5 protein-coding genes are annotated in these 6,263 nt (G+C 59.6%); 2 read left to right on the top strand and 3 right to left on the bottom strand.

Annotation, left to right across the window (positions count from 1 at the left end; genetic code table 11):
* Positions 1 to 147 precede the first annotated feature (147 nt).
* Positions 148 to 1,197, bottom strand: a complete 1,050-nt coding sequence (locus ABD112_RS03420) for an LLM class flavin-dependent oxidoreductase (RefSeq protein ID WP_343923179.1) — start codon at positions 1,195 to 1,197, stop codon at positions 148 to 150.
* A 146-nt stretch (positions 1,198 to 1,343) separates the two neighbouring features.
* On the opposite strand from ABD112_RS03420, the gene ABD112_RS03425 reads away from it, so the two are divergent.
* Positions 1,344 to 2,156 carry an alpha/beta hydrolase gene (locus tag ABD112_RS03425; RefSeq protein WP_343923181.1) on the top strand — a complete coding sequence of 271 codons (813 nt, stop codon included), beginning with the start codon at positions 1,344 to 1,346 and terminating at the stop codon, positions 2,154 to 2,156.
* A gap of 16 nt (positions 2,157 to 2,172) precedes the next feature.
* On the opposite strand, the gene ABD112_RS03430 is transcribed toward ABD112_RS03425, so the two are convergent.
* Together ABD112_RS03430 and ABD112_RS03435 are read right to left on the bottom strand one after the other, a co-directional pair.
* Complete coding sequence (locus ABD112_RS03430; RefSeq protein ID WP_343923183.1) at positions 2,173 to 2,751, bottom strand: hypothetical protein; 579 nt, start codon at positions 2,749 to 2,751, stop codon at positions 2,173 to 2,175.
* Between the two features lie 166 nt (positions 2,752 to 2,917).
* The gene (locus tag ABD112_RS03435; RefSeq protein ID WP_343923184.1) at positions 2,918 to 5,341 is read right to left on the bottom strand and encodes a phosphoketolase family protein; all 2,424 of its coding nucleotides are present in this window, start codon (positions 5,339 to 5,341) and stop codon (positions 2,918 to 2,920) included.
* A 177-nt stretch (positions 5,342 to 5,518) separates the two neighbouring features.
* Between ABD112_RS03435 and ABD112_RS03440 the strand changes: the two genes are divergently transcribed.
* On the top strand, positions 5,519 to 6,166 hold the full coding sequence (locus ABD112_RS03440) for a DUF1294 domain-containing protein (RefSeq protein WP_343923185.1): 648 nt from the start codon (positions 5,519 to 5,521) through the stop codon (positions 6,164 to 6,166).
* The last annotated feature ends 97 nt before the right edge of the window (positions 6,167 to 6,263 follow it).

Raw genomic sequence — 6,263 nt, forward strand, 5'->3', positions numbered from 1 at the left:
TCAGAGCCACAGGCGAATCCGAAGTCTCTAACTCACCGCAACAAGAAACGAGACTGCCGCTGCGCAGCTTCAGTGGCAGCAACAGACATGGCAACTCACTTTCACACCGTTCTGGGCGACGATGCGAGTGTAGCGAGCGCACTAGCGCTAGGCGAGCAGTTGCTCAGCCAAAAGCTCGAGCGCTTTGACGCGCGCGGGTGAAGTGTTCGCCGCATCCGCATCGTGTGCCGATAGTCCTGGCGTGACCATAACCTCGTCGACGCCGAATCGGGATGCCAGCGAGCGAATGCGCGTCGCAGCAGCGACCGGCTCGTCGATGACCCAACGCTCGGCCATGTCATCCACCATCTGCTGTTGCGGCGCCGCGAGTTCGGTCGCCGCGGCCTGTTCGATAGTCGCCAGCGGACCGAGTGGCATTCCGCTGAGCAGGCGGGCCATTTGTTGCAGCTGCGGCAGCGCGGCGGCGCGAGCGTCGGCCGCGGTCTCAGCGACCGCAACATTGAGCGTCAAGAACGTGCGCGGTTCCTTCAGCAGGTCAGACGGCACAAAGTTGTCGCGGTAGAACCCCAAGATGCGCTCGGTTCCCTCGCCCGAAAAGTGGTGAGCGAACACGTAAGGCATGCCCTGCGCAGCGGCGAGGCGTGCCGAATATTCGCTCGATCCGAGCAACCAGAGCTCGGCGACCGATGCCGCCTTCGGCGTGGCGGTAAGCTCGTAAACTTGGCCGGACTGCAGCTGGAGAGCTGCACCCCCCGGATGCATGAGGCTGCGGATGTCAGCCACGTTGCGCGGGAAGGCATCGACATCGCTCGTCGTTCCTGTCATCCGCAAATATGACGTGATCACGGGGTCACTGCCAGGAGCGCGCCCGATGCCGAGGTCGATTCGGCCGGGGAAGGCAGCCTCAAGAATCGCGAATTGTTCTGCGACCACGAGCGGCGCGTGGTTGGGAAGCATTACTCCCCCAGAACCGATGCGGATACGTGTGGTTCGAGCGGCCAAAATGCCGATCAACACGGCGGGGTTAGTGGATGCCACCGCCTTCATATTGTGGTGCTCGGCAACCCAGTAGCGCGAAAACCCGAGTTCATCGGCACGCTGCGCAAGCGTTGTAGTCGCGGCAAGCGCGTCAGCTGATGTTTGGTTGCTGCGAACAGGAATCAGGTCGAGAACAGAAAGACGAAGTGGTGTAGTCATCACTACTATTCAACCGCTGAGCGGTCGGGATATTCCTGAGCGTCACACGTGCTGCACGCTCGGGCGCTGCTCCGACCGAATTGTCGTCGCCACGCTAGTAGAGAGCTCAGACTCAATAGCCTGCGCGAGTTCAATAGACTGGCCCGATGCACTCCGCTGAACCATCGTCGTCCATCCCGAGTGCTACACCCGCGCCGGCATCACCCCCACAACGATCATCCCGGCGCCGGCGCGTTTTGCTTGTTTTGCTGATCTCGTTTGCGTCGCTTATTGTGCTGGCGGCGATCGGCATTCTCGTGTGGGCTAATGTTGGCGTTATGCAGGCCGAGTCGGGCCCGCTGGCCAAGGTGCGCACGAATCCTGCGGTCTCCATCCACGAGACCCCTGACTCCTTCATTCTCTCCCCCGCTGACGGGGCCTCAGGCACGGGTCTGGTGTTCATTCCGGGCGCGAAAGTCAGCGCCGATGCCTACCTCTACAAACTTTCGGGAGTCGTCGTCAAGTCAGGGTTGACCGTTGTGGTGACCAAACCCATCCTCAATCTGGCGTTCTTCGATCAGCGACCCTTGACCACGTTCACGAACGCAGCACCGGATGTCGATACCTGGTTCGTTGGTGGCCATTCACTCGGTGGGGTGCGTGCCTGCCAGTACGCGGCCGAACCCGATGTAAGCGGGCTCATTCTCTTGGGCAGCTACTGCGCAAACGACCTCGCAGAGGTCGACACTCGCGCGTTGAGTTTGAGCGGCAGCGCCGACCTGCTCAGCACACCAGACAAGATCATGGATGCCGCACACCTGTTGCCGACAGCCACCACGTTCTTTCCGATCGAGGGCGCCAATCACGCGCGCTTTGGCGACTACGGCGTGCAGGCTGGCGACGGCGTCGCGAGTCTTGATAGCTCAATTGTGCGCGATGTAATTACTGCTGAGGTCGACAGTTTTATCCGCACGGGCTAGCGCAGCAACCCCGCTGCTAGGCGAGGACGGGAATTGTGCCTGTCGCCGCATAGCCAGCGGACTCTGGCAGCGGCTCGCCCAGAGACTCTGATGTGGCATGCGTTTCAGCAGTAACATCAGGCTGCTCATAGTGCCCGGGCTTCTCGTGGTGCCCGAGATGTACGTGGTGCGCCATCGTGATGATCGGGATAGATTCGGTGAGCGCAATCAGGCCATCGGAGATTGTGGCAATGGGGTCAGCATCCGTGCTGGAGAAGATGGGGAACGAGCGGCCCTCATCAGGGAGCCTGCGCCCGCGGCGGATTACTACGATTGTGGCCGCAGCAAGCGGGATCGCAACAACGCTCGGCGCGGCAACCCACATTGATGCGCTGAGCAGCCCGTAGGAGCCCCAGACCGAATAACCGAGCAGGAGCAACCACTGTGTTGTTTCAGAAATGCCGGCAAGACGCACGGCGTCGTTGCGGCTCTGCCAGGTGATTCGAGCTTGCGGAACCCACATCAAGAATGAGAATGCGGTGCCCACGAATCCGAGTGCGTTGATAGCGATATCGGTGATGCCCATACCGAGTGCTCGTTCTTTCTGACGGCCCAAGGAAGAACTCCTGATTGGGCACAAATTGCTGGGCATCCATGCGATGTCACGGCAATTGTAAGCATAAATTTCGCTGCGCGCCAGCACCCAATTCAGGCGATTTTCCGCCGGTCATTTGCATCGATAGAATCGAATGAAATTGGTCGTGAAAATTCCGCAGTGCTGGTCACACAGAGATCCACTTCCAGTCAGCTACTTCTGGCATGTCTTCGCCATGTTCTCGCGTGTACTGCTGAGCGTGCAGCCGGGTGTCTTGCATCTCTTGCCAGAATGCTGCGTGCCGCGACATGAGGCCAGGAACGCGCTCGAGTACGTCGATGACTAGGTGGTACCGGTCGAGGTCGTTCATCATCACCATGTCGAATGGCGTGGTGGTGGTGCCCTCGTCTTTATACCCGCGCACGTGAAGATTTGCGTGCCCCGCGCGCTTGTAGGTGAGGCGATGGATGAGCCACGGGTAGCCGTGATGCGCAAAGATCACTGGCTTGTCTGTCGTGAAGAGAGCGTCGTATTCGGCGTCACTGAGGCCGTGCGGATGTTCGGATTCACTGTGCAGGCGCATCAGGTCGATGACGTTGACGACTCGGACCCGCAGCTCGGGGATCCGCTCTCGCAAGATCTGCGCGGCGGCCAAGGTTTCTAGAGTCGGAACATCGCCGGCACAGGCGAGTACGACATCCGGTTCTTGGCCAACAACCTCGGTGCCTGCCCAGTCGAACAGTCCGATTCCCCGCGTACAGTGTTCGATCGCGTCGGGCATGTCGAGCCAGTTGTTTTCGGGGTGTTTGCCGGCAATGACGACATTGATTTTGTCGACTGAGCGGAGGCAGTGATCGTAGGTGGCAATGAGCGTGTTGGCGTCGCAGGGCAAATAGGCCCGCACGACATCAGGCTTCTTGTTCATGACAAGGTCAAGAAACCCCGGGTCCTGGTGAGAGGCGCCGTTGTGGTCTTGACGCCACACGTGCGAGCTCAGCAGGTAGTTGAGCGAAGACATGGGCCGACGCCACGGAATAGTCGTTGACCCTTCCAGCCACTTTGCGTGCTGGTTGAACATCGAATCGACGATATGGATGAACGCTTCATAGGAGTTGAACATGCCGTGTCGGCCTGTGAGCAAATAGCCTTCCAGCCAGCCCTGACACTGGTGCTCACTCAGCATCTCCATGACGCGACCCGCACGAGCAAGGTGATTGTCGGAGTCGATGGGGAGGAATCCGGCATCCCACTGCTTATCGGTCACATCGAATACGGCACTCAGACGATTGGATGCCGTGACGTCGGCACCAAAAATTCTGAAGTTGTCGGGGTTGTCGCGAACCACATCGCGCAACCACTCCCCGAGCGCGCCCGTTGCTGAGCTGGTAGTTTCGCCCGGGTTCGGAACGTCTACCGCGTAATCACGAAAGTCAGGCAGTCGCAGTGGTGAGCGCAGCAGTCCGCCATTGGTGACGGGGTTAGCGCTCATTCTGCGGTCTCCCTCGGGCGCGAGTGCTGTTGCAATCTCGCGCGGTGCACCACTCGCATCGAAGAGTTCTTCTGGGCGGTAGGAGGCCATCCAGTCATGAAGCTGCTGCACGTGCTCTTCGGTGTCTCGCACGCTAGCGAGCGGAACTTGGTGAGAACGCCAGTTGTTTTCGACGGGATGCCCGTCGACTACTTGAGGTCCAGTCCAGCCCTTGGGAGTGCGCAGAATCAGCATCGGCCAAGCCGGGCGCCCCTCAAGGGTTCCTGCTGCCGCTGCCGCCTTGATCTGCGCGATGTGATCGATGATGTCGTCGAGTGTTGCCGCCATGCGTTCATGTACGTCACGAGGATCCTCGCTGTCGAAGCCGCCCGACACGACGTATGGCGTGTGGCCGTAACCGCGCATGAGTTCGCACAGCTCTTGTTCGGGGATACGCGACAGCACTGTCGGGTTCGCAATCTTGTAGCCGTTCAGGTGCAAGATCGGCAGAACAACACCATCGCGTTCAGGGTCGATGAACTTGTTGGAGTGCCAGCTGGTGGCCAGCGGTCCGGTCTCTGCTTCACCATCCCCCACGACTGTCGCTACGAGAAGGTTGGGGTTGTCGAATGCTGCACCGTAGGCGTGCGAGAGCGCATAGCCCAGCTCACCGCCCTCATGAATCGATCCCGGCGTTTCTGGCGCTGCGTGACTGGGAATACCACCAGGGAACGAGAACTGCCTAAACAACTTGCGGATGCCATCGGTGCTTTTATCGATATCCCCATAGGTTTCGCTGTAGGTGCCATCTAGGTATGCGCTCGCGACTACGGCCGGCCCGCCGTGTCCTGGGCCGGCAACGAAAATGGTGTCGGTGTCGCGTTCGCGAATAATCCGATTGAGGTGCGCCCACACAAAGTTCAGGCCAGGCGCCGTGCCCCAGTGCCCGAGGAGCCGGGGTTTGGTGTGTTCGCGACGCAGAGGTTCTCGCAGCAGCGGATTATCAAGAAGGTAGATCTGACCAACTGCAAGATAGTTGGCCGCTCGCCACCACGCATCCAATTGATCGAGGGTATCGGACTGTACTTCGGCCGTTCGGGGGCGGCACCACGGTGCGCGCGGGGAAGAATTGGCAACAGTCACGAGGTTTCCTGTCTCTGATCGCGATGAATTGTGCTGGGGTGATCCGTGCATTGATGTCGCGCTCGTCAAGGAGCTTGTTCGCTCAGTGTATGAGTTTTTTTCCCATAGCCACTGAACACGGCAATTCAGCGGTATGCCGTGACCGCGCTAGCCCGGTGCGCGGGTTACGCTCAAGGTATGGGTTCGCGAAACACACGCAGTGAAGGCGTTTTAGCTTCCTGGAACGACGAACGCGGATTTGGATTCGTGACGATCGAAAGTGGCGACAAGATTTTCGCCCACATCTCGGCGTTCCCTTCGCGCGACGTTCGGCCCACACCTGGCGAGCGCATCAGTTTCGCTGAGGGCTACACCACCGATGGCAAAGTGCGCGCTCACAGCATCCGCTATCTTGATGCTCCCCAGGAAGTTCCTGCGGCTCGCCGCAGCAGGCCGCAGACCATGAGCTATGTGGTGTTGGTCGCTTTTGCTGCGGCGATTGTGTTGGCCACTGCCACCGGCATGTTTCCCTCGTGGGTTGCCGCGCTGTATCTCGTCGCCAGCATCGCCTGCTATGTGGCGTACGCCATCGATAAGTCTGCGGCCCAGAACGGCCAGTGGCGGGTGAGCGAGGGCGCCTTGCTCGGTATCGGGCTTCTGGGCGGATGGCCCGGAGCGATAGTCGCTCAGGAGCGATTGCGCCACAAGACCCTAAAAAGCAGCTTTCGTCAAGCATTCTGGGGCACGGTCGCGCTTAATGTGCTTGTGCTTGCAGTGATGGCAACACCTTTGCGGCACTACGTTTTCGACTTAGTGCGCCTCATGCTGTCGACTACTTCCGCCTAGATGAGTGAGTCCTATTAGGTGGATGCCGCGTGGGTGCTGTTAATCAGAGGCGGAGGGTGTTAAACCCTGCGTGTGAAGACAGATTTGAACACCCTCC

It is taken from the genome of Rhodoglobus aureus, assembly GCF_039527955.1.
GTDB lineage: Bacteria > Actinomycetota > Actinomycetes > Actinomycetales > Microbacteriaceae > Rhodoglobus > Rhodoglobus aureus.